This window comes from Burkholderia sp. BCC1985 (genome assembly GCF_905339915.1).
Taxonomy (GTDB): Bacteria; Pseudomonadota; Gammaproteobacteria; order Burkholderiales; family Burkholderiaceae; genus Burkholderia.
This window is the reverse complement of sequence record NZ_CAJPGY010000015.1, coordinates 20456-43979: the sequence shown is the minus strand read 5'-3', so window position 1 is coordinate 43979 and position 23524 is coordinate 20456. Positions and strand designations below refer to the sequence as shown.

The window sequence follows — 23524 nt, the reverse complement described above, 5'->3', positions numbered from 1 at the left end:
TGCCGCTCACGCAGCAGCGCGCGCCGCGTCATCAGGCGGCGGGGTAAAGCGCGCCGTCGGTCACGATCCAGCGCATCGCGAGATCGTGCGCCTCGGCCGGCAGCGCATCGACGCGGCACGCTTCATACGCGATGCCGACCGTCACCGGCAGCGTGTCGCCGGGCCACACCGCGAGCGTGCGGTCGTAGTAGCCGCCGCCATAGCCGAGCCGGTAGCGCTGCAGATCGAATCCCACGCACGGAATCAGCAGCAGGTCGGGCACGACGACGACGCCCGACGCCGGTTCCGGAATCCGGTGATGGCCTTCGCGCATCGGCGTATCCGCATCCCACGCATGGAACGCGAGCGGCGTGTGACGCTCGCCGATCACCGGCAGCGCGGCGCGGCGGCCCGTGCCGGCCCCGGCCCACGCGAGCACCGCGTCGCGGGCGTCGAATTCGCCCGGCAGCGGCCAGTAGAAGCCGACCGTCGCGGGCGCGAGGCGCTCGAGCAACAGGCGCAGCCGCGCGTCGAGCGCGGCGTTCGCGGCGGGCTGCGACGCGGCGTCGCGACGCGCGCCGGACAGCGTTTTGCGCAGTGCAACCTTCGGGTTCGGCACAGGGTTGCATGCTATGCTTTCGCTCACTTCGTGCTCCATTCATAACGATGTCGAACAGCCTTTTCCGAGTATATCGCGCGGTCGCGCTCACGCTTTCGGCCGCCGCGCTCGTCGCGGGCACGGCCGCGTGCGCCGCACCGGGCGACGACACGCTCGCCGGGGACGACCAGATCTTCGTGCAACTGCGCGAGGCCGCGCGCCGCAACGACGCCGCGAAGGCCGCGCAGCTCGCGTCGATGATCCCGAACTATCCGGTCCCGTCCTACGTCGAGTATTTCCAGATCAAGCCGCAGCTGTTCGATTCGACCGGCCGCGCACGCGTCGACGCACCGGACGCGCCGGTGCAGTCGTTCCTGCAGCGCTATGACGGCCAGGCGATCGCCGACCGCCTGCGCAACGACTACCTGCTCGTGCTCGGCGCGCGTCACGACTGGCGCAACTTCGACGACCAGTACAAGCGCTTCGTGCTCGACGACGACACGCAGGTCAAGTGCTACGCGCTCGAATCGCGCGCGGCGCGCGGCGAGAACGTCGCCGAGGCGGCGCGTGCGCTGCTCGTCGAGCCGAAATACTACGGCGATGCCTGTGTCGACCTGATTACGGCGCTCACCGTCAACCAGCAGTTCACGAGCGACGACGTGTGGCAGCAGGCGCGCCTCGCGTACGAGCAGAACTACACGACGCTCGGCGGCAAGATCGTCGACGCGCTCGGCGCGCGCCCGGTCGGTTTCGACCAGGCGACCAGCGCGCCGCCGCTGTACCTCGCGCGCGGCGTCGGCCCGGACGCGGCATCGCACCAGCTCGCGCTGATCGCGCTCGGCCGCATGGCGCGCAACGATCCGGACGCGGCGGCCGGGATGCTGACGTCGATCGCCGGCTCGCTGACGAAGCAGGAGCAGGCGATCGCGTGGGGCGCGATCGGCTACCAGGGCGCGATCAAGCGCTCGGCGCTCGCGTCGGTCTGGTATGCGAAATCCGCGAACGCGCCGCTGTCGAACCCGGGCTACGAATGGCGCACGCGCGCCGCGCTGCTCGCCGGCAACTGGCCGATGGTGCGCTGGTCGATCGAACAGATGCCGCCGTCACTGCGCGACGATCCGGCATGGATCTACTGGCATGCGCGCGCGCTCAAGCAGAGCGGCGACACGCTGCAGGCGAACCAGGAATTCGAGCAGGTCGCGGGCCAGTACAACTTCTACGGGCAGCTCGCCGGCGAAGAGCTCGGCCAGCGCACGTCGATCCCGCCGCGCACGAAGGTGAGCGATGGCGACGTCGACGCGATGAGCAAGATCCCTGGCTTCGCGCTCGCGCAGCGCTTCTATGCGCTGAACCTGCGCCTCGAAGGCAACCGCGAATGGAACTGGCCGCTGCGCGGGATGACCGATCGCCAGCTGCTCGCGGCCGCCGAATACGGCAAGCGCATCGACCTGCTCGACCGCACCGTCAACACGGCCGACCGCACGAAGGCCGAGCACGACTTCACGCTGCGCTACCCGTCGCCGTACCGTGACATCGTCGAGCGCTACGCGCAGTCGTCGGGCCTCGACATCGAATGGGCATACGGGCTGATCCGCCAGGAGTCGCGCTTCATCACGAACGCGCGTTCGTCGGTCGGCGCGGGCGGCCTGATGCAGCTGATGCCGGCCACCGCGCAGCTCGTCGCGAAGAAGCTCGGGATGGGCACGATCACGCGTGCGCAGATGCACGACATCAATACCAACATCCAGCTCGGCACCTGGTATCTGGCGGACATCTACAACAACTTCGACAGCTCGCCGGTGCTGGCAACCGCCGGCTACAACGCGGGCCCGGGCCGGCCGCGCCAGTGGCGCCAGGTGTTGACGCAGCCGGTCGAAGGCGCGATCTTCGCGGAGACGATTCCGTTCAACGAGACGCGCGACTACGTGAAGAACGTGCTGTCGAACACCGTCTACTACGCGGCGCTCTTCGAGGGCAAACCGCAGTCGTTGAAGAAACGCCTAGGCATGATCTCGCCCTGATCCGCAATCTTCACACTGCCGCGCGAGACGCGGCAGTGTTCTTTTGAGGACCCGAACATGGATCGCCAGACCGTCGCGCTGCTGGGCGGCACCGGCTTCATCGGCAGCCGGCTCGTCAACGCGCTGATCGACGCCGGCAAGCAGGTGCGGATCGGCACGCGGCGGCGCGAGCACGCACGCCACCTGCAGATGCTGCCGGTCGAGATCGTCGAGCTCGACGCGCTCGATACGCGCACGCTCGCCCGGTTCGTCGCCGGCGCGCATGCGGCCGTCAATCTCGTCGGCGTGCTGCACGGCGGCCGTGGCACGCCGTACGGGCCCGGGTTCGAGCGCGCGCACGTCGCGCTGCCGGCCGCGCTGGCCGCCGCGTGCGTCGAAGTCGGCGTGCGGCGCGTGCTGCACATGAGCGCGCTCGGCGCCGATTCGCACGGCCCGAGCATGTACCAGCGCTCGAAGGGCGACGGCGAGGCCGCGCTGCATGCGGTCGCGGCGACCGATTCGCTCGCGCTGACGATCTTCCGCCCGTCGGTCGTGTTCGGCCCCGGCGACGCGTTCCTGAACACGTTCGCGAACCTGCAGCGCACGCTGCCGGTGCTGCCGCTCGCGATGCCCGATGCGCGCTTCCAGCCGGTGTTCGTCGGCGATGTCGTGCGCGCGTTCGTCAACACGCTGGATCTCGCGGCCGCGCACGGCAAGACCTACGAACTCGGCGGCCCGACCGTCTACACGCTCGAGCAGCTGGTGCGCTATTGCGGCACGCTGGTCGGCCGGCAGGCACGCATCGTGCGGCTGCCCGACGCGCTCGCGCGGCTGCAGGCGAGCGTGTTCGAATGCCTGCCCGGCGAGCCGGTGATCACGCGTGACAATCTCGCGTCGATGTCGGTGCCGAACGTGCTGTCCGGGCCGCTCGCACCGGAACTCGGGATCTCGCCCGCGAGTCTCGAGAGTATCGCGCCCGCGTATCTCGGCCATGCCGCGCGGCGCTCCCGCTTCGACTGGTTCCGCTCGCGCCGCCGCTAGGCGCCGCGGACCGTCGCTTCCGTCATTCACTTTCGCGCTTTCCGGAACACCGCCATGAAACTCGTCATTGGAGACAAGAACTACTCGTCGTGGTCGATGCGGCCGTGGCTGCTGCTCGCGCATTTCGGCATCCCGTTCGACGAGATCGTGATCGAGCTGCGCCGCGACGACACGGCCGCGCGCATCCGCGAGTATTCGCCGACCGGCAAGGTGCCGTGCCTGATCGACGACCACGGCGTCGCGATCTGGGATTCGCTCGCGATCGCCGAGACGCTCGCCGAGCGCTATCCGCAGTTCCCGATGTGGCCGGCCGATCCGCTCGATCGCGTGCATGCGCGCTGCATCTCGGCCGAGATGCATTCGGGCTTCGCCGCGCTGCGCACGCAGATGGGAATGAGCGTGCGCGCGTCGATGCCGGGGCGCGGCGCGACGCCCGAGGCGCTCGCCGACGTCGCGCGCATCGACGCGCTGTGGAGCGCTTGCATCGAGGCCTCGGGCGGCCCGTTCCTGTTCGGCGAATTCGGCATCGCCGATGCGATGTATGCGCCCGTCGTGATGCGCTTCAACACGTATGCGCCGGCGCTGTCGCCGGAAGCGGCCGGGTATGCCGCGCGCGTGACGGCACTGCCGGCGGTGCAGCGCTGGATCGATGGCGCGCGCCGCGAAACCAACGTGATCGCCGAATACGAACCGACGCCATGAACATCTACGCAGTAGGCGGAGCGATCCGCGACGAATTGCTCGGCGTGCCGGTGCAGGACCGCGACTACGTGGTGGTGGGCGCGACGCCCGAGCAGATGGCCGCGCAGGGCTTCCGGCCGGTCGGCAAGGATTTCCCCGTGTTCCTGCATCCGGACACGCAGGAGGAATACGCGCTCGCGCGCACCGAGCGCAAGACGGCGGCCGGCTATCACGGCTTCCAGTTCTACTATGCGCCGGACGTGACGCTCGAAGATGACCTCGCGCGGCGTGACCTGACGATCAACGCGATGGCGCGCGAAGTGAGCCCGGAGGGCGCGCTGGTCGGCCCGGTGATCGATCCGTTCGACGGGCAGGCCGACCTGCGCGCACGCGTGTTCCGGCATGTCGGCGACGCGTTCGTCGAGGATCCGGTGCGGATCCTGCGGATCGCGCGCTTTGCCGCGCGCTTCGCCGATTTCACGGTCGCGGACGACACGCTCGCGCTGATGCGGCGCATGGTCGACGCGGGCGAAGCGGATGCGCTGGTGCCCGAGCGCGTGTGGCAGGAGATCGCGCGTGGGCTGATGGAGGCGAAACCGTCGCGGATGTTCGCGGTGCTGCGCGATTGCGGCGCGCTCGCGCGCATCCTGCCCGAGGTCGACGCGCTGTGGGGCGTGCCGCAGCGCGCCGACTACCACCCGGAAGTCGATACCGGCGTGCACGTGATGATGGTCGTCGACTATGCGGCGAAGCAGGGCTATTCGCTGCCGGTGCGTTTCGCGGCGCTCACGCACGATCTCGGCAAGGCGACGACGCCCGCCGACGTGCTGCCGCGCCATGTCGGCCACGAAGGCCGCAGCGTCGACCTCATCAAGCCGCTGTGCGAGCGGCTGCGCGTGCCGAACGATTGCCGCGATCTCGCGCTGGTGGTCGCGCGCGAGCACGGCAACCTGCATCGCGTGATGGAAATGGGCGCGGCCGCGCTGGTGCGCTTCTTCGAGCGCAGCGACGCGCTGCGCAAGCCGGCGCGCTTCGCCGAGATGCTGCAGGCGTGCGAAGCGGATGCGCGCGGCCGGCTCGGGCTCGACACGCAGCCGTATCCGCAGGCCGAGCGGCTGCGCGTGGCGCTGGTGGCGGCGCGCAGCGTCGACGCGGGCGCGATCGCGCGCGGTGTCGGCAACGATGCGATGCAGATCAAGGACGCCGTGCATCGCGCGCGGGTCGAGGCCGTCAAGCAGGCGCTGGCGATCGCGGAATAGGCGGGGGAATCGGGTTGCGAATCAGGCCGTGAATCGATTCCGCAAATCGTGCGGACCGCGCCGAGCGGTGCGCCGCCCGGCCGCCAGCCGTCATTTCTTCATGCGCTCGGCGGTGCGGCGCGCCGGCGTGGCGGCAGCCGGACGTTTGCCGGTGGCCGAGCGGGACTTCCCGGCAGCCGTCTTGGCCGCGGCGCGGGCCGGCTTGTCGGCGGGCTGCGCGGCGTCCGCGTCGCGCTCCCGCTTCGGTGCCGGTTCGCGGCGGCTCACGCGCGGCTCGCCCGGCGTCGCGCCGGCATCGCGCGCGAGCAGCCTGATTTTCATCGCGGCGGACCCCAACTCGGCGCAGTTGTCGTCGAAGAGGGGCAGCGTGCCGACCGCGATCAGCTCCGCGGGCCCGTCGCCGACGTTCGCGACGCGATGGCGCTTCCTCGCGTCGAAGTGCAGCGAATCACCGGGCGACAGCGGGTAATCCTTCTTGCCGATCGTGTAGCAGAGCTGGCCGGTCAGCACGTACACGAACTCGTCGCCGCCGTGCGCGACCCATTCCGACCGGTAGCCCTCCATCATCCGGACCTTGAGCGCGTTGATCTGGCTGCCGTCGAAGGTGGTGGACAGGCGCTCGTACCACTGCGATGCGGCGTCGACCGCGTACGGTTCGCGGCGGCCCGCGTGCGAGTCGGGCTGCGCCTGGCGCGGCTGGTCGATCAGCGTGCCGAGCGGTACGTCGAGCGCTTTCGCGACGTTGACGAGCGATGACAGCGAGATGCCGGTCAGATGGCGCTCGACCTGCGACAGGAACCCGACCGACAGGTTCGCTTCGGTCGCGACTTCCAGCAGCGTTTTCTTCGCTTCCCGGCGCAGGCGGCGAATGCGCTGGCCGATACGCATGATGTCTGAATCCATGGATCTCTTTCGTGGCAACGAGTCGGGAGGCGAGCGAGGGGGGCGGTGCAGTCGCCGGACGTTGCCGTTCCGCGAATCGCACGAAGCACGGCCGTCGGGACGACGATGCGGGCGCATTGTACCGCGCAGTCGCGCCGGTCCGCCGCCACGCCGCGCACGGCGGTGCCGCCGTCGCGCACCGCACGCATCGGCAATTTTAGCCCTACGAAAATTTTAGCTTGACCTCAATTTCACCGTGCTCTAGATTCTGTCGCACGCATCAAACAAAGTTAAGTGAGACAAAAAATTTCCCCGAAAGCCTGCCGCTGGAACGGCGCCACGGCTCGGCTGCCCGCCGGGCCGCGCGTCGTCCGCGCGCGGGCAGCGTGCCGGGTGAGGCGGGCGCCATGCCGCGTGACGCCGCCGGCCGCCGACAACAATCCATAACGGGTATCCGATGATTGATCGACTGAAATACAGCTTCTCCGGCCTTCCCCCGTACGACGCGTCCGTCGCCGACACGCAGGCCGGCCTGTCGCGCCTGCTCGACGCCGCCCGGCTCGACGCGGTCGTGGTCACGTCGCAGGACGAGTACATCACCGAATACCTGCCGCGCCGCAACAACCCGCGCTACGCGCTGTCGGGCTTCGACGGCTCGGCCGGCTGCGGCATCTTCCTGAGCGCGGCGACCGCCGAGGCGCTCGGCGTGCCGCCGTTCGTGCTGTTCGTCGACGGCCGCTATCACCTGCAGGCCGAACAGCAGTGCGACCCGGCGCGCGTGCGCATCGAGAAACTCGGGATGAACGTGACGATCTGGCAGGCGCTGGCCGACTGGCTGCTCGCGCACGCGAGCCGGCTCGCGCGGGTCGGCTACGACGCGCTGCGGATCAGCGTCGCGCAGCGCGACCGGCTGGTCGCGCAGACGCAGGCGGCGTCGCTCGACTGGACGAGCCTCGTCGAGCGCGAGATCGACCGCGCGATCGCGCTGCCGGGCTGGGTGGTCGAGCGGCCGATCTTCGAGCTGCCGGACGCGATGACCGGCGCGAGCGTCGCGCAGAACCTCGACGCGCTGAACCGGCGGCTCGCCGCACACACCGGCGCTGCGCCCGGCACGACCGCGTTCTTCACGTGCGCGTCGGACGACCTCGCGTACCTGCTGAACAGCCGCGGCTATCATATCCCGAATGCGTCGTCGCACCTGGGCTTCCTGTTCGCTATCGGCGAGCAGGTCGCGCTGTTCCTGCCGGAGGGCTGCGACCGCTGCCCGGTCGAACTGGCGTCGTATCCGGCGCTGCACGTGATCCGGCGCGACTTCGCCGAACTCGAGCGCTTCCTCGCGCGGTTCGCGGTCGAGCACGTGTGTTACGGCTTCGAGTCGGTCAACTGCGCGCTCGTCGAGTCAGTGCGCCGCGTGTGGCCGCACGCGCGGCACGCCGACTTCAACCCGGTCGAGGCGCTGCGCGCCGGCAAGACGCCGGCGGTGCTCGACCGGTTCCGCGACGCGTTCGCGCGCAGTTCGGCGGCGATCGCCGAAACGATGCGCTGGGCGAAGGCCGGCGAGCCGGGGCAGCGCCATACCGAGTACGACCTGGCCCGCACGATCAACGACGCGTACGGCGCCCGCTCGGCGGTCGCGCTGACGTTCCCGTCCATCGCGGCGAACGGCGCGAACAGCGCGTTCGCGCACTACACGGCGGCGAGCGCCGACGTCGAGCTGACCGAAGGCGAACTCGTGCTGCTCGACAGCGGCGCGTATTACGACGCCGGTTTCGCGACGGACTGCACGCGCGTCGTGCTGCGCCGCACGCGGCCGGAGACGGTCGCGCAGCCGTGGCAACGCGAGATCTACACGGTCGCGCTGAAGGCCTGCATCAAGGGGCTCGTCACGCGCTTCCCGAAGACGGCGACGGGCGGCGACGTCGATGCGGCGGTGCGCCAGGTGTGCCGCGACCACGGCTACGATTTCGGCCACGGCACCGGGCACGGCGTCGGGATCCACGTGCACGAGGGCGGCGTGCGGTTCGCGCCGGGCGCGCAGTACGGGCTGGTGCCGAACGCGGTGATTTCGGTCGAGCCAGGCATCTACGTGCCGGGCAAGGGCGGCGTGCGGATCGAGAACATCGTGATCGTGCGCGCGGACGACGACGCATCGGACACCGTTGCGTTCGAGAACATCGTCACGGTCGGCTACGACTGGGACTTGATCGACGTCGAACTGCTGAACGACGACGAGCGCGCGTACCTGCGCGACTACGAACGGCTTTGCATGGAACGCGGCACGCAGGTCACTGCGTGTCCGCTGCTGTAAGGCGGGGAAGGGGCGCGCGGCCGCAGGCGGGCCGCGCGATGCACGCGCGGCGCGTCGATGCGCCGGCGTGATCGGTCCGTCGTGAATCCGTACGTCAGAGAATCGGTACGTCAGTGAAACGGTACGTCAGAGAATCGGTGCGTCAGGGAATCGGTGCGTCGGAGAATCAGCGCATCAGCGCCGATACCCGCCCGTCGGGCCCGTACACGCCGGCCGGCGCGGGCGCCGAGCGCAGCACCGCGAGCGCGCGCTCGTTGTAGTCCATCCGGATCCGGATCAGCATCCCGTTGGTCGCATTGGCCTGGCGCGCGCGTTCGGCGGCCTGCAGCAGCAACTGCCAGCGGCCGGCGAGGCGTGCGTCGCGTTCGGCGGCCTGGTCCATCCCTTTCTTGCCGGCCGGAAAGCCGAGCGCGGACAGCTGCGTGTCGCGCGTGCGTTCGAGCTGCGCGAGCCGGTCGATCAGCGCGCTCTTCTTCTCGACGATGCCGGGCAGCATTTCAAGCGGCTCCGGCGTAGTCAGCGCCTTTTCCTCGTAGGCGAGCAGGGACGCGAACGCTTCGACCGTCGCGTGTTCGTCGTTGACCGTGGCCAGCAGCTCTTCTCTCATCGCGTCATGCTCGTCGCGCCGGCACGCGTATCCGCATGCCGGCAAACCAGGGGACCGGTCAGGGCGTGACGGGCCCCGGGCCGGCTCAGTTGCCCTGCGAGCGCTGCTGTTGCAGCAGGTCGCGGGCGGTATTCAATACGCCGTCGGCGATCTTGTTCACGTCGATCGTCAACGTGCCGTTGTTCAGCGCGTCCTTGATCGACTGGACGAGGGCCGTGTCGATGTCGGCGCTGCCGGAGGCCGACAGCGAACGCAGCTGGCCGGACAGACCCGACAGGTTCACGCTCGTGTCGCCGCCGGTCGATCCTGCGTCGGCCGCCTGCGCGGACGACGACGAAGCCGCGCCGGATTGCGCGCGGGCCGCGCCGTTGCCGGTCGACGCGAGTGGGCTCGGGTTCGGAGTGGAATCGATCTTCACGGTGGGTTTCCTGGACGGTATGACCCAGATAACGGCCGGGTCGGCCCGAACTTTAGCATCGTGAGCCCGAAATTCTCCGAATAAACAATTCTTTACAATCTTGCGGTGCGATTCGGCCCTACAGCGGAATTTCGACGGTTCCGGCATCCTTGACGATCGCCGTGACGATTTGCCCCGCGGCCATCCGGACCCGCACCGACTGTCCCGGCGCCGCATTCGCGAGCGCGCTGCCCTCGGCCGAGATCGTGAAGCCGGGCCCGGCCGCGACGACCCGTACCGTCTGGCCGGCCGACACCGACGCGGCGCTCTTCAGCATGTCCTGGCGCAGCGGCAGCCCGGCCGAGATCCGCGCCAGCGCGGTCGCGCCGACCGCCTGCGCGGGATCGGTGATCACCGCGAGCGGCAGCACCGTCAGGTCGCCTTCGCGCGCGACGAGGTCGGCCGCGGTGAGCGGCTCGCCGGGCGCGATCTGGCGCGCGGCGACGTAATAGGTGGCCTGCACGGCGACCTTCGCCTGCAGGTAGACGGTCCACGGCCGCTCGCCCGCGCAGCGCACACCGACCGTCGTGCGGCCCCACAGGCGCGCGCCGGTCGGCAGGAACGGCTCGAGCGTCGTGCACGCGGCGAGCCCGCGCGGAAACGCGGCCGCGACGGTCGCGGTCGTCTTGCCCGGCAGGCCCGCGACCTGCTGCTGCAGGAATGCGAGCGCCGTGCGCCGGATCGTGTCGGGGTCCTGCTGGCCGGGCGGTGTCGCCGGCTGGGGCGCGGCGGCTACCTGGGGCGGGTTGGCGGCAGCCGTCGGTGCGCGCGGGGCCGGCGCGGCTGAAGCGGCGCGGGCCGCGGCGAGGCGCGCGGCGATGGCCGGTCGCGCGGAAATCGATGCCGGGTCGGCCGCGCCGGCGACGACGGTCGCGACGGCGCCCGGATCGGCGGCGCGCAGGGCACCATAACCTGCGTTCGAGGCGTTCGAGGCGTTCGAGGCGTTCGAGGCGTTCGAGGCGTTCGAGGCGTTCGAGGCATTCGAGGCATTCGAGGCGTTCGAGGTGGTCGTGGCGTTCGTGCGCGCGGCGGCGTAGGCGGGGCGCGGCGTCGGCGCCGGCACGGCAGCCGGCGGCGGGACGTTCATCACGACCATCGAGCCAGCCGGCTGCGCCGCGTAGCCGGCCGCGGCCGCGCCGGTCACGCCGGCAGCACCACCCGCGCCACCTGCGCCACCCGCACCGACTGCACCGACTGCACCGACCGTCGTGGCCACACCTGTACCCGTACCCGAAGCCGTCCCCGCATTCCCGCCGAACTGACCGCCACTGGCCGCGTTCGCCTGCGCGAGCGCGGTCTCGGCCGTTTCGCCGCGGCCGGGAATCACGATCATCCCGTCGTCCGCGTGCGCGGCCGGCACCGCGAGCCACAGCGCCGCGGCGAGCGCGAACGCACGCGACCTGCGCGTGCCGCGTCCGTGGTTGCCGCGAAGTGCGCTGCCTGTCATCGCCGTGTCCTCGAAGCCGTTGATCCGATTCGCATTCTAGGGAGCCGGGCCGTCGCGCAAACGATGAATAGAGGGGGCCTTTGCCGCGTTATTCGTCCGATTGCCGGTTGCGCCCGCCGCCTACCATCGCTGTCATGGAAAAAAGCCCCTTGGGTCGCCATCCGGCGCAACGGGCGTGCAGCGCTTCATACGGAGAGACGCACACATGCTGGACAAACTCGATGCCGAATTCGCGTTCGGCCGACAGGCGCTCGACGTGCGCGCCTATCGGCAGGAACTGCTGTCGTCGAACATCGCGAACGCCGACACGCCCGGCTACCAGGCCCGCGACGCCGATTTCGCGTCGACCCTCGCGCGCTCGCTGAAGCAGGCCGGCGGCGGCCTCGCGCCGAGCAACGCCGCGCAGCTGCCGATGGCGCAGCCGGCCGGCGTGGCGAGCGGGATGACGATGGTGTCGACGGCGCCCGGCCACATGGCCGGCACCGCGAAGCTGATGCCGACCGGCGGCCCGGCCGACGACTACGGCCGCGCGCAGTACCGGATGCCGCTGCAGCCGTCGCTCGACGGCAACACGGTCGATCTCGACGTCGAGCGCGTGCAGTTCGCGAACAACGCGCTGCACTACGAAACCGGGATGACCGTGATGACCCAGCAGATCAAGGCGATGATCGCCGCGATCTCGACGAACTCGTAAGCGCAACCGAACCCGAGCACAAGCACCAGGAGCCTCCATGCCCTCGTTGATGAACATCTTCGGCGTCGCCGGTTCGGCGCTGTCCGCGCAATCGCAGCGCCTGAACGTCACCGCGTCGAACCTCGCGAACGCCGACAGCGCGACCGGCCCCGACGGCAAGCCGTACAAGGCCAAGCAGGTCGTGTTCGCGACCGACCCGATGGGCGGCGCGCGCACCGCGTCCGGCCAGGGCGTGGGCGGCGTGCGCGTGACGAAGGTCGTCGACGATCCGTCGCCGATGAAGTCGACCTACGACCCGGCGAACCCGGCCGCCGACGCGAACGGCTACGTGCAGATGCCGAACGTCGATCCGGTGCAGGAGATGGTGAACATGATCTCGGCGTCGCGCTCGTACCAGGCCAACGTCGAGACGCTGAACACCGCGAAGACGCTGATGCTCAAGACGCTGACGATCGGCACGTAAGCCGCGCGCCGAGCGACCTTCCACACCCGGGCCCAGACCCGACCGTTTCGACACAAGGCTACCCAGGATGACTTCCTCCAGCACGACGATCGGCAGCAGCGGCACCAACGTGTCGACCCTGCCGACCGACACGATGAACACCAACAACGTGTCGACGACCGGCACCTCGGCGAGCGACCTGCAGGCGACGTTCCTGAAGCTGCTCGTCACGCAGCTGCAGAACCAGGATCCGACGAGCCCGGTCGACAGCTCGCAGATGACGTCGCAGCTCGCGCAGATCAACACGGTGAGCGGCATCGCGCAGCTGAATACGTCGCTCACGTCGCTGTCGACGCAACTCGCGGCCGGCCAGCAGACGCAGGCCGCGCTGCTGATCGGCACGAACGTGCTCGCGCCGGGCAACAGCGTCGCGGTGAAGAGCGGCGCGGCATCGCCGTTCGGCGTGTCGCTCACGAGCGACGTGTCGAACCTGACGATCACTGTGAAGAACAGCGCGGGCGTCGTCGTGAACACGATCAACGCGGGCCAGCAGTCGGCCGGCACGGTGCCGTTCAACTGGACGCCGACGGATACGGCCGGCAACGCGCTGCCGGACGGCAAGTACACCGTGAGCGCGCAGTACACGGGCAGCGACGGCAAGACGTACGCGCCGACCGTGCTCGCGGCCGCGCAGGTACAGAGCGTGATCAAGCAGGCCGACGGCACGGCGGGGCTCGTGCTGTCGAACGGCACGACGGTGGGCTTGACCCAGGTCGCGTCGATTTTCCCGAACACCGCGTCGTCGTCGTCCGGCGGCACGACCACCAGCAACTGATCCAGCTTTCTCGAAAACGGAGACCGAAATGGGTTATCAACAGGGTCTGAGCGGCCTCGCCGGCGCATCGAACGCGCTCGACGTGATCGGCAACAACATCGCGAACGCGAACACGGTCGGCTTCAAGTCGAGCACCGCGCAGTTCTCCGACATGTACGCGAACTCGCTCGCGACGTCGGTCAACACGCAGATCGGGATCGGCACGACGCTCGCGTCGGTGCAGCAGCAGTTCGGCCAGGGCACGATCAACACGACGAACTCGTCGCTCGACGTCGCGATCAACGGCAACGGCTTCTTCCAGATGTCGAACAACGGCGTGACGACGTACTCGCGCGACGGCACGTTCCAGCGCGACAAGAACGGCTTCATCGTCAACTCGGCGGGCGCGAACCTGATGGGATACGCGGCCGGCAAGAACGGCGTGCTGAACACCGCGCAGACCGTGGCGCTGCAGGCGCCGACGACCAACATCGCGCCGACCCCGACGACCAAGATCACCGGCCAGTTCAACCTGAACTCGCAGGACACGGTGCCGGCCAAGACGCCGTTCGACCCGACCGACACCACGACGTACAACTATTCGACGTCGATCCAGGTGTACGACTCGCTCGGCGGCTCGCAGGCGGTCAACATGTATTTCGTGAAGTCGGCGGCCGGCTCGTGGGAAGCCTACGCGGGCGTGCAGGGCGGCACCGCGACCGACCTCGGCACGGTCACGTTCGACACGTCGGGCGCGATCCAGAGCACGACGCTGCCGGGTTCCGCGACGCCGACCGCGTCGCTCGGCCAGTTCCAGTTCACCGTGCCGACCACCGACGGCTCGGCGACGCCGCAGAACCTCACGCTCGACCTGACCGGCACCACGCAGTACGGCGGCAAGGACGGCGTGAACAACCTCGCGCAGGACGGCTACGCGAGCGGCACGCTGACGACCTTCTCGATCGGCTCGGACGGCAAGCTGACCGGCAACTATTCGAACGGCCAGACGGCGGTGCTCGGCCAGATCGCGATCGCGAACTTCAACAACCCGAACGGGCTGACCAGCCTCGGCGGCAACCAGTACGCCGAGACGGCCGCGTCGGGCGTGCCGCAGATCTCCGCGCCGGGCAGCACGAACCACGGCACGCTGCAGGGCAGCGCGCTGGAGAACTCGAACGTCGACCTGACGTCGCAGCTCGTCAACCTGATCACCGCGCAGCGCAACTACCAGGCGAACGCGCAGACGATCAAGACGCAGCAGACCGTCGACCAGACGCTCATCAACCTGTAACGCGCGGATAACCGGCAGCCATGGACCGACTGATCTACACGGCGATGACGGGCGCGTCGCAGTCGCTCGACCAGCAGGCGATCGTCGCGAACAACCTCGCGAACGCGTCGACGACGGGTTTTCGCGCGCAGCTCGCGACCTACCGCGCGGTGCCGATGAATTTCGGCGACGGCAGCAACATCGACCCGACGACGACGCGCACCTACGTGCTCGCGTCGACGCCCGGCGCGGATTACGCGCCGGGTCCGATCACGCGCACCGGCAACCCGCTCGACGTCGCCGTGCAGGGCGCCGGCTGGCTGTCGGTGCAGACCGCCGACGGCAGCGAGGCCTACACGCGCGCCGGCAACCTGCACGTCGATGAAAACGGCCAGCTCGTCAACGCGAGCAACCTGCCGGTGCTCGGCAACGGCGGCCCGATCTCGGTGCCGCCGAACGCGGAAGTGACGATCGGCAAGGACGGCACGGTGTCCGCGCTGATGCCGGGCGACCCGCCGACGGCGGTCGCGATCGTCGACCAGATGAAGCTCGTGAACCCCGACCCGGCCACGCTCGCGCGCGGCAACGACGGGCTGTTCCGCACCGCGGACGGCAATCCGGCCGACGCCGACCCGACCGTGGTCGTCACGCCGAATTCGCTCGAAGGCAGCAACGTGAACCCGGTGACCGCGATGGTCGCGATGATCGACAACGCACGGGCGTTCCAGCTGCAGTCGAAGCTGATCCAGACGGCCGACCAGAACGAGCAGTCGGCGAACCAGCTGCTCAACTTCAGCTGAGCGGCCCGGCCCTCGCACCCAGGAGAAGATTCAACATGAACCGTTCGCTCTACATTGCCGCCACCGGCATGAATGCGCAGCAGGCGCAGATGGACGTGATCTCGAACAACCTCGCGAACACCAGCACGAACGGCTTCAAGGCGTCGCGCGCGGTGTTCGAGGATCTGCTGTACCAGACCATCCGCCAGCCGGGCGCGAACTCGACGCAGCAGACCGAGCTGCCGTCGGGCCTGCAGCTCGGCACCGGCGTGCAGCAGGTCGCAACCGAGCGCCTGTATACGCAGGGCGGCCTCACGCAGACCGGCAACTCGAAGGACGTCGCGATTAACGGCGCGGGCTTCTTCCAGGTGCTGATGCCGGACGGCACGAACGCGTACACGCGCGACGGATCGTTCCAGACCAACGCGCAGGGCCAGCTCGTCACGTCGAGCGGCTACCAGATCCTGCCGGCGATCACGGTGCCGCAGAACGCGCAGTCGCTGACGATCGGCAAGGACGGCGTCGTGTCGGTCACGCAGCCGGGCTCGAGCAACGCGGTGCAGATCGGCTCGCTGCAGATCGCGACCTTCATCAACCCGGCCGGCCTCGAGGCGAAGGGCGAGAACCTGTTCGCCGAGACCACGTCCTCGGGCGCGCCGAACGTGTCGCAGCCGGGCCTGAACGGCGCGGGCGTGCTCAACCAGGGCTATGTCGAGGCGTCGAACGTGAACGTCGTGCAGGAGCTCGTCAACATGATCCAGACGCAGCGTGCCTACGAGATCAACAGCAAGGCCGTGACGACGTCCGACCAGATGCTGCAGACCGTCACGCAGATGAAGAGCTAACCGGAACGTCCCGTCGTCGCCATGAAGCAGGTTCGCCTCCTCCCGTCAGCCCCCGTCCGCGCCGCGTGCGCGGTCGCGGTGGCCGCGCTCGCCGGTTGCGCGCAGATTCCGCGCGACCCGATCATCCAGCAGCCGATGACGGCGCAGCCGCCGATGCCGATGTCGATGCAGGCGCCCGGCTCGATCTACAACCCCGGCTATGCGGGGCGGCCGCTGTTCGAGGATCAGCGGCCGCGCAACGTCGGCGACATCCTGACGATCATGATCGCGGAGAACATCAACGCGACCAAGTCGTCGGGCGCGAACACGAACCGCCAGGGCAACACCGACTTCAACGTGCCGACGGCCGGCTTCCTCGGCGGGCTGTTCGCGAAGGCGAACCTGTCGGCGGCCGGCACCAACAAGTTCGCGGCCACCGGCGGCGCGAGCGCGGCGAACACGTTCAACGGCACGATCACGGTGACCGTCACCAACGTGCTGCCGAACGGCAACCTTGTGGTCAGCGGCGAGAAGCAGATGCTGATCAACCAGGGCAACGAATTCGTGCGCTTCTCGGGGGTCGTCAACCCGAACACGATCTCGGGCGCGAACTCCGTCTATTCGACGCAGGTCGCCGACGCGAAGATCGAATACTCGTCGAAGGGCTACATCAACGAAGCCGAGACGATGGGCTGGCTGCAGCGCTTCTTCCTCAACATCGCACCGTGGTGATGACGATGCAGCAGCCTCTTTTCCACCGCCTGTCGTCCCGTGCGCGTGCCGTCGCGCGGATCGCCGCCGCGTTCGTGCTGGCGACGTGCGCGCTCGGCGCGGCACCCGCGCACGCGGAGCGCCTGAAGGACCTCGCGCAGATCCAGGGCGTGCGCGACAACCCGCTGATCGGCTATGGCCTCGTCGTCGGCCTCGACGGCACGGGCGACCAGACGATGCAGACGCCGTTCACGACGCAGACGCTCGCGAACATGCTCGCGAACCTCGGCATCTCGATCAACAACGGCTCGGCCAACGGCGGGCCGTCGTCGCTGAACAACATGCAGCTGAAGAACGTCGCGGCCGTGATGGTGACCGCGACGCTGCCGCCGTTCGCGCGGCCGGGCGAGGCGCTCGACGTGACCGTGTCGTCGCTCGGCAACGCGAAGAGCCTGCGCGGCGGCACGCTGCTGCTCACGCCGCTGAAGGGCGCGGACGGGCAGGTGTACGCGCTCGCGCAGGGCAACATGGCGGTCGGCGGCGCGGGCGCGAGTGCGAACGGCAGCCGCGTGCAGGTGAACCAGCTCGCGGCCGGCCGGATCGTCGGCGGCGCGATCGTCGAGCGGGCGGTGCCGAACGCGATCGCGCAGATGAACGGCGTGCTGCAGCTGCAGCTGAACGACATGGACTACGGCACCGCGCAGCGGATCGTGTCCGCGGTCAATTCGAGCTTCGGCCCGGGCACCGCGACGGCGCTCGACGGCCGCACGATCCAGCTCGCCGCGCCGGCGGATTCCGCGCAGCAGGTCGCGTTCATGGCGCGCCTGCAGAACCTCGACGTGAGCCCGGACAAGGCCGCCGCGAAGGTGATCCTGAACGCGCGCACCGGCTCGATCGTGATGAACCAGATGGTCACGCTGCAGAGCTGCGCGGTCGCGCACGGCAACCTGTCGGTGGTCGTCAACACGCAGCCGGTGGTGTCGCAGCCGGGGCCGTTCTCGAACGGGCAGACGGTGGTCGCGCAGCAGTCGCAGATCCAGCTGAAGCAGGACAACGGCGCGCTCAAGATGGTGACGGCCGGCGCGAACCTGGCCGACGTCGTGAAGGCGCTGAACACGCTCGGCGCGACGCCGGCGGACCTGATGTCGATCCTGCAGGCGATGAAGGCGGCCGGCGCGCTGCGCGCAGACCTGGAGGTGATCTGAATGGCGGCGAATCTTCCGAACGCGAACGACCTGACGCAGCGCTTCGCCCTCGACGTGCAGGGCTTCGACGCGCTGCGCGCGCAGGCGAAGCAGTCGCCGCAGGCCGGTGCGAAGGCGGTCGCGGGCCAGTTCGACGCGATGTTCACGCAGATGATGCTCAAGAGCATGCGCGACGCGTCGCCCGACGGCGGGCTGCTCGATTCGCACACGTCGAAGATGTACACGTCGATGCTCGACCAGCAGCTCGCGCAGCAGATGTCGAAGCGCGGGATCGGCGTGGCCGACGCGCTGATGAAGCAGCTGCTGCGCAACGCGGGGCAGGGCTCGGGCAGCGACACGGCGGCCGACGCGGGCGCGGCCGGGCTCGCTGCGGCGGGCCTGGGTGCGGCCGGCTCGGGCACGTCGGGCAACGAAGGCAGCCTCGCCGCGATGAACGCGATGGCGCGGGCCTACGCGAACGCGGCGAACAACGGCGGGCTCGCCGGCTCGCGCGGCTACACGGCCGGCAGCGCGCTGACGCCGCCGCTGAAGGGCGCGAGCGGCGTGCAGGACGCCGACGCGTTCGTCGACCGGCTCGCCGGCCCGGCGCAGGCGGCGAGCGCGACCACCGGCATCCCGGCGCGCTTCATCGTCGGCCAGGCCGCGCTCGAATCGGGCTGGGGCAAGCGCGAGATCCGCGCGACCGACGGCTCGACGAGCTACAACGTGTTCGGCATCAAGGCGAACAAGGGCTGGACGGGCCGCACGGTGTCGGCGCTGACGACCGAATACGTGAACGGCACGCCGCGCCGCGTCGTCGCGAAATTCCGCGCGTACGACTCGTACGAGCACGCGATGACCGACTATGCGAACCTGCTGAAGAACAACCCGCGCTATGCGGGCGTGCTCAGCGCGAGCCGCAGCGTCGAGGGTTTCGCGCACGGAATGCAGAAGGCCGGTTACGCGACCGACCCGAATTACGCGAAGAAGCTGATCTCGATCATGCAGCAGATCGGCTGACGGGGCAGGGCCGCAACGGCCCCGCCTGCCGCCGTTTTTACAATCTTGCGAACCGTGCCCGGCATCCCGCCGCGCGCGGTTTTCAACGTTTGCGCGAAAAATACCGGCGTTTCGATCTAAACTTTCGGTGAGCACTGCCGCTAAGTGTGAGAGACCTGTAACCGGGCCATGTTCTGGCCCGGTTTTACTGCGCACCGGTCGCCCGGGCGCCCTGAAAAGAAAACCGGCTAGCCATGAATATCGAAACGTCGACCGATCCGAGCCTGGATGCGGGCCATTCCGGGCCCGACTACGCCCGCCGCAATCCGCTGGAGATCGGCGTGCAGCTGCGCAACCTCGTGAACCGGGGCGACTTCCTGACCGTCCAGTACCCGGGCGGCCAGCTCGTCACGCGCCTGCTCGAGGTCGACGTCGGCGCGCGCACGTTCACGTTCGACTGGGGCGCGCTGTCCGAGCAGAACGCCGGCATCCTCGGCGCGTCGCATTGCACCTTCGCGGCCGCGCCGGAAGGCGTGCGCGTCGAATTCACCACGAACACGCCGCGCGAGACGCGCTACGAGGGGCTGCCCGCGTTCGTCGCCGATTTCCCCGACGTGCTGATGTGCATCCAGCGCCGCGAGTATTTCCGCGTCGATGCACCGATCGTCGATCCGTTCCTGTGCCGCGGCCGGTTGCCGGACGGCGAGGGCTTCATGTTCGAGGTGCATAACCTGTCGCTCGGCGGCGTCGGCCTGCGGACCGCCGACGAGCGCGTCGAGGCGCTCGATGTCGGCACGCTGCTGCCGGGCGTCGAGCTCGAGCTGAACGGCCACGGCAAGCTGTCGCTCGACCTGCAGCTCGTGTCGCAGCGTTCGACCCAGATGCCGAACGGCTCGCGCCGCTACCAGCTCGGCTTTCGCTTCATGTCGCTGCCGGGCAGCGCGGAGAACACGCTGCAGCGCCTGATCACGCAGCTCGAGATGAAGCGCCGCTCGCTCGCGCGGGCCTGACGCATCCGTTCGCGGCCCGGTTCGGGGCCGCTTTCGCACCGGCGTCGGCAGCGTGCGCCGGGCCGCTCGCCGGACGACGCGCACGCGCGCGTCGCGCGCGCATTTTTCCCTCAATTTTTCCGATCCGCGGCCGTTATACCGGGAGTCACGCAACCCGGCGGCCGCAGCGCGGCCGGCTCATCAGGATCGCGCATGTCCAACTCACTCATGAACCTCGGTGTCAGCGGCCTCAATGCCGCGCTCTGGGGCCTCACGACGACCGGCCAGAACATCAGCAACGCCGCGACGCCCGGCTATTCGGTCGAGCGCCCGGTCTATGCCGAGGCGAGCGGTCAGTACACGGCGAGCGGCTACATGCCGCAGGGCGTGAATACCGTCACCGTGCAGCGGCAGTACAGCCAGTACCTGAGCGACCAGCTGAACAGCGCGCAGTCGCAGGGCGGCTCGCTGTCGACGTGGTATTCGCTCGTCGCGCAGCTGAACAATTACGTCGGCAGCCCGACGGCCGGCATCTCGACCGGGATCACGGGCTATTTCACCGGGCTGCAGAACGTCGCGAACAACGCGTCCGATCCGTCGGTACGGCAGACCGCGGTCAGCAACGCGCAAATCCTCGCGAACCAGCTCAACGCGGCCGGCCAGCAGTACGACGCGCTGCGCCAGAGCGTGAATACGCAGCTCACCAACACCGTGTCGCAGATCAACACGTACACCAAGCAGATCGCGCAGCTGAACCAGCAGATCTCGGCAGCGAGCAGCCAGGGGCAGCCGCCGAACCAGCTGATGGACCAGCGCGACCTCGCGGTGTCGAACCTGTCGAGCCTCGCCGGCGTGCAGGTGGTGCGCAACGACAGCGGCTACAGCGTGTTCCTCGCGGGCGGCCAGCCGCTCGTTCTTGCCGACAAGAGCTACCAGCTCGCGACCGTCACGTCGTCGTCCGATCCGAGCGAGCTGACCGTCGTGTCGCAGGGCATCGCCGGCGCGAACCCGCCGGGGCCGAACCAGGCGCTGCCCGATGCGTCGCTGTCGGGCGGCACGCTTGGCGGCCTGCTCGCGTTCCGCAGCCAGACGCTCGACCCCGCGCAGGCGCAGCTCGGCGCGCTCGCGACCAGCTTCGCCGCGCAGGTCAACGGGCAGAACGCGCTCGGCGTCGACCTGGCGGGCAATCCGGGCGGCAACCTGTTCACGGTGGCGAACCCGACCGTCTATTCGAACCAGGGCAATACCGGCAACGCGGCGCTGTCCGTCTCGTTCGCCAACGCGTCGCAGCCGACGACGAGCGACTACACGCTGTCGTATGACGGCACGAACTACACGCTGACCGACCGCGCGAGCGGGTCGGTGGTCGACCAGAAGGCGGGGCCGATGCCGGTCTCGCTCGGCGGGCTGAACTTCTCGTTCTCGTCCGGCGCGATGAATGCCGGCGACCAGTTCACCGTGCTGCCGACGCGCGGCGCGCTGACGGGCTTCGGCCTCGCGACGACGAGCGGCTCCGCGATCGCGGCCGCGTCGCCGGTCGTCACGTCGGCGTCGAGCACCAACATCGGCACCGCCAAGATCACGCTGAGCGGGGTGACCTCCGGCTATCAGGTGCCGTCGACCAAGCTGACCTACGACGCGGCGACGCAGTCGCTGTCGGGCTTCCCGGCCGGTACCACGGTGACGATCCCGGGCACGCCGCCGACGTCGGTGACGATCAGCAATCCAACTGACCCCGTGCCGTACGACCCGTCGACCGGCGCGGCGATGACGATGTCGGGCACGGCCGCCGGTGCGCTGAACGGCGTGACCGTCACGCTGTCGGGCACACCGTCGGACGGCGATTCGTTCACGATCGGGCCGTACGCGGGCGGCACGAGCGACGGCAGCAACGCGCTCGCGCTGTCGCGGCTCGTCAACGCGAAGACCCTCGGCGGCGGCACGACGACGCTCACGGGCGCCTACGCGAACTACGTGAACAACATCGGCAACGCGGCGAGCCAGCTCAAGTCGTCGAGTACCGCCCAGACGGCGCTGGTCGGCCAGATCACGTCCGCGCAGCAGTCGGTGTCGGGCGTGAACCAGAACGAGGAAGCCGCGAACCTGATGCAGTACCAGCAGCTCTACCAGGCGAACGCGAAGGTGATCCAGACGGCGGCTTCGCTGTTCCAGACCGTGCTGGGCCTGTTCAGCTGAGCGGATTCGAGAGGATAGAAACGATGCGGATTTCCACGACCCAGTTCTACCAGCTGAACGTCGGCCAGATGAACGATCAGCAGGCCCAACTCGCGCAGCTCTACCAGCAGATCTCGAGCGGCGTGAGCCTGTCGACGCCGGCCGACAACCCGTTGGGCGCGGCGCAGGCCGTGCAGCTGTCGATGACGTCGGCCACGCTGTCGCAGTACGCGGCGAACCAGAGCACGGCGCTCGCGTCGCTGCAGGCCGAGGACCAGGCGCTGCAGAGCGTCGGCAACGTACTCGGCAGCGTCCAGTCGACGATCGTGCGCGCCGGCGACGGTTCGCTCGCCGACAATAACCGCGCAGCGCTCGCGGCGCAGCTCGAGGGCTACCGCGACCAACTGGTGTCGCTCGCGAACTCGACCGACGGCGCGGGCAACTACCTGTTCGCCGGCTACCAGAATTCGACGGCGCCGTTCACGAAGGACGCCGCCGGCAGCATCAGCTATGTCGGCGATACGGGCACGCGCACCGTGCAGATCGACGATTCGCGCAGCGTGCCGCAGGGCGACTCGGGCCTCTCGGTGTTCATGTCGGTGCAGGCGCTGGGCAACTCGCCCGTCCAGGCGGCCGGCGCGGCCAACACCGGCACGGCCACCATCGGCAACGTCACGGTGACGGATCCGTCGGCTGCGACCAACGGCCATCAGTTCACGATCACCTTCGGCGGCACCGCGGCCGCGCCGACCTACACGGTGACCGACAACTCGATTTCACCCCCGACTCCCGGCCCCGCGCAGGCCTATACGTCGGGCACCGCGATCGCGCTCGGCAACGGGATGAAGGTCGCCGTGTCGGGCACGCCGTCGCCCACCGACACCTTTTCGGTCACGCCCGCGCCGCAGGCGAGCGGGGTCGACGTGTTCTCGACGCTCGATTCGATGATCACGGCGTTGAAGACGCCCGTCGCCGGCAATCCGACGGCGACCGCCGCGCTGTCGAACACGCTGAGCACGGCCGCGACGAAGATCGGCAACTCGATGCGCAACGTCACGACCGTGCTGGCGTCGGTCGGCGGCCGCGAGCAGGAGGTCAAGGCGATGCAGACCGTCAACCAGACCGCGGCGCTGCAGACGACCAGCAACCTGTCGGACCTGACGAGCGCCAACATGGTCACGACCATCAGCCAGTACCTGCAGGTGCAGAACGCGCTGAGCGGCGCGCAGAAGGCCTACGCGCAGCTGCAGAACATGTCGCTGTTCCAGTACATCAATCCGTGATCCGCGTGGCGTCCGCTGCGATGTGAGCGCCTGCTTACATCGCGCGGTGCGCCGGCCGGCCGCCGCCGACGCGGTCGCGCCGCTCCGATGCCCCCCGGCAG

The 23524-nt window shown here is 69.2% G+C and carries 22 protein-coding genes; 17 read left to right on the top strand and 5 right to left on the bottom strand.

Going from position 1 to position 23524, the window contains the following annotated elements; translation table 11 throughout:
- Positions 1–31: 31 nt before the first annotated feature.
- Positions 32–637 (bottom strand): 5-formyltetrahydrofolate cyclo-ligase, encoded by a 606-nt coding sequence (locus tag U4Z31_RS17205; protein ID WP_321810926.1) that lies wholly within the window; start codon positions 635–637, stop codon positions 32–34.
- 8 nt (positions 638–645) lie between these two features.
- Between U4Z31_RS17205 and U4Z31_RS17200 the strand changes: the two genes are divergently transcribed.
- Genes U4Z31_RS17200 through U4Z31_RS17185 form a run of 4 tightly spaced genes read left to right on the top strand, consistent with a single transcriptional unit; the run spans position 646 to position 5558 of the window.
- The gene (locus tag U4Z31_RS17200; protein WP_321810925.1) at positions 646–2598 is read left to right on the top strand and encodes a lytic transglycosylase domain-containing protein; all 1953 of its coding nucleotides are present in this window, start codon (positions 646–648) and stop codon (positions 2596–2598) included.
- Between the two features lie 57 nt (positions 2599–2655).
- The gene (locus U4Z31_RS17195; protein WP_044847866.1) at positions 2656–3618 is read left to right on the top strand and encodes a complex I NDUFA9 subunit family protein; all 963 of its coding nucleotides are present in this window, start codon (positions 2656–2658) and stop codon (positions 3616–3618) included.
- Positions 3619–3672: 54 nt separating this feature from the next.
- Positions 3673–4320 carry a glutathione S-transferase family protein gene (locus U4Z31_RS17190; protein ID WP_321810924.1) on the top strand — a complete coding sequence of 216 codons (648 nt, stop codon included), beginning with the start codon at positions 3673–3675 and terminating at the stop codon, positions 4318–4320.
- Positions 4317–5558 carry a multifunctional CCA addition/repair protein gene (locus U4Z31_RS17185; protein ID WP_321810923.1) on the top strand — a complete coding sequence of 414 codons (1242 nt, stop codon included), beginning with the start codon at positions 4317–4319 and terminating at the stop codon, positions 5556–5558. The genes U4Z31_RS17190 and U4Z31_RS17185 overlap by 4 nt, the downstream gene beginning before the upstream one ends.
- Before the next feature lie 90 nt (positions 5559–5648).
- Here U4Z31_RS17185 and U4Z31_RS17180 read toward each other — a convergent pair whose 3' ends face one another.
- The gene (locus U4Z31_RS17180) at positions 5649–6461 is read right to left on the bottom strand and encodes an XRE family transcriptional regulator (RefSeq protein WP_321810922.1); all 813 of its coding nucleotides are present in this window, start codon (positions 6459–6461) and stop codon (positions 5649–5651) included.
- Between the two features lie 436 nt (positions 6462–6897).
- Here U4Z31_RS17180 and U4Z31_RS17175 point away from each other — a divergent pair, with 436 nt between their 5' ends.
- On the top strand, positions 6898–8748 hold the full coding sequence (locus U4Z31_RS17175; RefSeq protein WP_321810921.1) for a M24 family metallopeptidase: 1851 nt from the start codon (positions 6898–6900) through the stop codon (positions 8746–8748).
- A 166-nt stretch (positions 8749–8914) separates the two neighbouring features.
- Here the strand turns inward: U4Z31_RS17175 and U4Z31_RS17170 are convergent, their stop codons facing one another.
- From U4Z31_RS17170 to flgA, 3 genes are all read right to left on the bottom strand, one after another.
- Positions 8915–9355: a flagella synthesis protein FlgN gene (locus tag U4Z31_RS17170; protein WP_039317824.1), complete on the bottom strand. Its 441-nt coding sequence runs from the start codon at positions 9353–9355 to the stop codon at positions 8915–8917.
- A gap of 85 nt (positions 9356–9440) precedes the next feature.
- Positions 9441–9773 carry a flagellar biosynthesis anti-sigma factor FlgM gene (gene flgM / locus U4Z31_RS17165; RefSeq protein ID WP_044847871.1) on the bottom strand — a complete coding sequence of 111 codons (333 nt, stop codon included), beginning with the start codon at positions 9771–9773 and terminating at the stop codon, positions 9441–9443.
- 118 nt (positions 9774–9891) lie between these two features.
- Complete coding sequence (gene flgA, locus U4Z31_RS17160; protein ID WP_321810920.1) at positions 9892–11259, bottom strand: flagellar basal body P-ring formation chaperone FlgA; 1368 nt, start codon at positions 11257–11259, stop codon at positions 9892–9894.
- A 205-nt stretch (positions 11260–11464) separates the two neighbouring features.
- Here flgA and U4Z31_RS17155 point away from each other — a divergent pair, with 205 nt between their 5' ends.
- From U4Z31_RS17155 to flgL, 12 genes are all read left to right on the top strand, one after another.
- Positions 11465–11953: a flagellar basal body rod protein FlgB gene (locus U4Z31_RS17155; RefSeq protein WP_321810919.1), complete on the top strand. Its 489-nt coding sequence runs from the start codon at positions 11465–11467 to the stop codon at positions 11951–11953.
- A 37-nt stretch (positions 11954–11990) separates the two neighbouring features.
- Positions 11991–12416 (top strand): flagellar basal body rod protein FlgC, encoded by a 426-nt coding sequence (flgC, locus tag U4Z31_RS17150; protein ID WP_044847874.1) that lies wholly within the window; start codon positions 11991–11993, stop codon positions 12414–12416.
- 67 nt (positions 12417–12483) lie between these two features.
- Entirely contained in the window at positions 12484–13230 is a 747-nt protein-coding gene (locus U4Z31_RS17145; RefSeq protein ID WP_044847875.1) for a flagellar hook assembly protein FlgD, read from the top strand.
- A 28-nt stretch (positions 13231–13258) separates the two neighbouring features.
- Positions 13259–14500 (top strand): flagellar hook protein FlgE, encoded by a 1242-nt coding sequence (gene flgE / locus U4Z31_RS17140; RefSeq protein WP_044847876.1) that lies wholly within the window; start codon positions 13259–13261, stop codon positions 14498–14500.
- Positions 14501–14520: 20 nt separating this feature from the next.
- Entirely contained in the window at positions 14521–15279 is a 759-nt protein-coding gene (flgF, locus tag U4Z31_RS17135; protein WP_044847877.1) for a flagellar basal-body rod protein FlgF, read from the top strand.
- Between the two features lie 35 nt (positions 15280–15314).
- Positions 15315–16103, top strand: coding sequence for a flagellar basal-body rod protein FlgG (gene flgG, locus U4Z31_RS17130; RefSeq protein ID WP_014895799.1), 789 nt, complete (start codon positions 15315–15317; stop codon positions 16101–16103).
- 21 nt (positions 16104–16124) lie between these two features.
- A complete protein-coding gene (gene flgH, locus U4Z31_RS17125) occupies positions 16125–16814 on the top strand; it encodes a flagellar basal body L-ring protein FlgH (RefSeq protein WP_044847878.1) in 690 nt (229 codons plus the stop codon).
- A gap of 5 nt (positions 16815–16819) precedes the next feature.
- Positions 16820–17998, top strand: coding sequence for a flagellar basal body P-ring protein FlgI (locus U4Z31_RS17120; RefSeq protein ID WP_321810918.1), 1179 nt, complete (start codon positions 16820–16822; stop codon positions 17996–17998).
- A complete protein-coding gene (flgJ, locus tag U4Z31_RS17115) occupies positions 17999–18997 on the top strand; it encodes a flagellar assembly peptidoglycan hydrolase FlgJ (protein ID WP_321810917.1) in 999 nt (332 codons plus the stop codon). It abuts the gene before it with no gap.
- A 233-nt stretch (positions 18998–19230) separates the two neighbouring features.
- Complete coding sequence (locus tag U4Z31_RS17110) at positions 19231–19986, top strand: flagellar brake protein (protein WP_044847880.1); 756 nt, start codon at positions 19231–19233, stop codon at positions 19984–19986.
- Positions 19987–20178: 192 nt separating this feature from the next.
- Entirely contained in the window at positions 20179–22161 is a 1983-nt protein-coding gene (gene flgK, locus U4Z31_RS17105; protein WP_321810916.1) for a flagellar hook-associated protein FlgK, read from the top strand.
- 23 nt (positions 22162–22184) lie between these two features.
- On the top strand, positions 22185–23423 hold the full coding sequence (gene flgL / locus U4Z31_RS17100) for a flagellar hook-associated protein FlgL (RefSeq protein ID WP_321803261.1): 1239 nt from the start codon (positions 22185–22187) through the stop codon (positions 23421–23423).
- Positions 23424–23524: the final 101 nt, after the last annotated feature.